Raw genomic sequence first — 3,484 nt, 5'->3', positions numbered from 1 at the left:
TGTATTTTCTTATGTTTCAACGCTTTCACTCCTAATGTTTTATACTAATATTATATCATTTTTACTTAAAATTTAATACAACACGTAAGAAAATTGTGACGTAATGGCATAGGAAAAATCTGATTTTTCAGGTCATGCGTATATAGTCACAGGGAGAGAACAGCCTAATAAAGGATGTTTCAGTGTGCTAGAGGGCTAGTAAAGGATAAATAACATAATTTCACGTTGTGAAATTGTGTTATTTATCTTTTGGGACTTAATTTAAATCTTTTATTGGCGATAGCCAGGCTAAATATATAAATAATAAATATCAAATACCAAATATTAAATATCAAATATCAAATAAGAGGATCATAATATTTTTTAGGCGGAGCCTTTCGAAAAGTTATATGATACTTATTAAAATAAAGTAGTAACTAAAATTCAATTTATTTTGCCGTAAAGCAGTTGTTTATATAAATCTTAGTTTATAGATAAGTAATAGGTAAAAGTTAAGAAGTAAGAGTTAAGGATAAAACTCAAAGAGTTTTTTATAATTAATTTGTGAAAAGTAAATTCTCAAAGTATGATATAATTGAAAAATAAGTTAATTCTTAATTGTAAATTAAGACCAATTAAATGGAGGATATTATGGTAGGACAGTATAAAGTAATAACTTTGTGCGGGAGTACAAGGTTTAAAGATGAGTTCTTGAAAATACAAAAACAATTAACTCTAGAAGGAAATATAGTTATTTCAGTAGGATTGTTTGGACATGCTGATGGTGAATTTAAAAATGTCATCACTCCTGAAATTAAAGTAATGCTTGACGATATGCATAAAAGAAAAATTGATATGTCTGATGAAATTTATGTGATTAACAAAAACGGATATATAGGCGAAAGTACAAAAGGTGAAATAGAATACGCTATGAAGACTAGAAAAAAGGTTAATTATTTAGAGTGCCATAATGATTAGTTTGTTTCACAATGTTCTTATACTTCCACTTAACCCATAAATAGTTTCCAAATATTTTTTATCATGTCTATTTTACACAAATTTATGGGCGTTCTCGGAAAATCCTCATTCACTCTTACTTCTTACTTTTTACCTCTTACTTAATTCTCAATTGTCACTTCGTACTTCCTCCACAAATTCTAATTTAAGAAACTCCATAGGAATTTCAACATTAATTGATATTTGATATTTGATATTTAATATTTCTATATTTCCGCTGGCTGCCGCCAATAAAAGATTTTTTAAGCCCTTAAAAAAGGTATAACCACTTCATTTAATGAATCAGTTATACCTTTTCCCACTATACCATTGCTTATATTCAATTAAAAATTTCCCATAACGCTGTGGAGGAAAATCATCCTTTCCTATCACCTAGTACCTAATCTTTTACTTCTTACTTAATTCTCCATTGTCAATTGTCCATTTTCAATTGTCAATTTTCAATTGTCCCTTGTCCCTTAGTTCTTAGCGTACTGTTCACAGTCCAAAATTTCAATTTTATCACGGAATTAAAGGCAGCTTTTTCCTACGGCACCTACTTTCGCACTTACTTCACCATTTACTTACACTGCTTTTTTAAATTTTCTTTTAACCTTTAGCGGAACAACCTCATCTAAAATGTCATTTATTATTACTATTCCACATAACTTTTCCTTATGATCAACCACTGGTATAGATAACAGGTCATATTTCAAAGCATTTTCTATAGCCTTTTCTATACTATCATCGTCTTTTATACAAGCTATATCCGAATACATTATATCCTCAAGTCTGCTTTCTGGAGAACTAGTTACTAAATCCACTAAAGAAACAATACCTTGAAGTTTCTCTTTTTCATCTATAATGTATATATTATAAATAGATTCTTCATCTGGTTTAGTTTCTCTTAAAATTTCTATAGTTTCTTCTGCAGTTATGTTTACATTTAGAGTTATAAACTCTTTGTTCATTATACTTCCTACAGTTTCTTCTTCATACTGCATTAAATTTCTCACTTCATTTTCATCTTCTTTATCTAAATTTAAAAGTATCCTTTCCTTTTCTTCTTCCTCCATGTCTTCTAGCATATCTGCTATTTCATCATTAGGCATGGTGTCTAAAACTTCTCTTATCATAAAACTATTTACATTTTTTAATATGTCTTTCTGAACCTCAGGTTCCACCTCTTCTAATGTATCTGCAGCTAATTCTTTGTCTAGACTTTCAAAAACTTTTTTTCTATCTTCTGTATCTAATTCTTCTAGTATATCTGCTATATCTGCTGGGTGAAGCTTAGATAACTTTTCATAAGGCAGCGATATTTTTAAATTATTATCTACCATTTCTATGGATTCAACACTTTCCCACATAACTATGCTGTCCTTAAGTTTTCTGTGGAATACCTTATACATGGTTCCTACAAACTTTTCTATTCCTATTCTTCTAGCGGATGCTAAGGTGCCGGATATTACTGCTACTACTTTTATTTCTGATACATTTTGAACTAAAGTCAAATCATCTACTTTTATAACTTTTTTACCATTAATGTCTACAATTTTTTTATTTAGAAGATGTTTAGATAGCAAATAAGAATATTTTCTTGGTATTATATCCCTTACTCCTTTTACTTTAGTAATTATTTCTCCTTGTTCTTCAAAAAATTCTATATTTCTAAATTCATAGTTAAAGACTTCTCTATTTACTTTAACTTTATAACCTATAACTCTAGGGTATCCTTTTTCTGTGGTTACATAAACGTCTTTTAGTATTCCTACACATTCGTCAAATTCATCATAAATCTTTTTGTTTAATATATTGTTTAAATAAAAGCTACATACTTTTTTCATAAAGACCCCTCCTTGTAATCGAGAAGTATTTATGAAAATGTCTTTAAGACTAGTTTATAGATGTTTTTCCACATTAAAACACATTTTAACATGGAAAAACATCCATAACTAATCATCACAAATACTTCTCTCTATTATTCGATTTTTTGAATCATCATTATTAAGCGACGGTAATTGAGGATCCCCCTCCATGAAAATTCACCACCTTTTATATATTTTTTTCATTACATGAAACCTGATCATTAAAGTTTCCCAGTTTGGATAATAATGAAATTGAAAATTATTGCAAAATAAAAAAGAGCTAAAAACTAGGCTCTATTTCTCATGCAAATTAAACAATTCGTACGAGCTTTAGCACTATATAGCTTTGAATTTAATTATAAATTCAGCTACATTAGATAAAACCTTATTTTCGGTAGTACCTGTTGACCCATTGGCATCTCTCGATGTTTCCGGGCAGTAGCGTGTATCTATATAGGAGCCTCACCTAACAAATTTACTATTCAAATTTTATAAAATTATCTCTATAATATATTATATTATAAAACTCTCAAAATGCAATAAAATTTCTCCCTCATTCCCTTTCTGTATACTTTTACATTAAAATTTATTTTATATATTTTGCTAATTTGTTTATTTCTATTTAATATTATGTATTAATT

Annotated in this window: 2 protein-coding genes and 1 riboswitch; of the genes, one reads left to right on the top strand and one right to left on the bottom strand. The window is 28.4% G+C overall.

Annotation, left to right across the window (positions count from 1 at the left end):
- The first annotated feature begins 630 nt into the window (after nt 1-630).
- Entirely contained in the window at nt 631-957 is a 327-nt protein-coding gene (locus FGK85_RS14765) for a hypothetical protein (RefSeq protein WP_138207888.1), read from the top strand.
- 602 nt (nt 958-1,559) lie between these two features.
- Here FGK85_RS14765 and FGK85_RS14760 read toward each other — a convergent pair.
- Nucleotides 1,560-2,822: a magnesium transporter gene (locus FGK85_RS14760; protein WP_138207886.1), complete on the bottom strand. Its 1,263-nt coding sequence runs from the start codon at nt 2,820-2,822 to the stop codon at nt 1,560-1,562.
- Between the two features lie 328 nt (nt 2,823-3,150).
- Nucleotides 3,151-3,324: riboswitch (M-box (ykoK) riboswitch) on the bottom strand.
- Nucleotides 3,325-3,484: the final 160 nt, after the last annotated feature.

Source organism: Haloimpatiens lingqiaonensis, assembly GCF_901447495.1.
GTDB lineage: Bacteria > Bacillota > Clostridia > Clostridiales > Clostridiaceae > Haloimpatiens > Haloimpatiens lingqiaonensis.
This window is presented reverse-complemented; position numbering and strand designations above follow the sequence as displayed.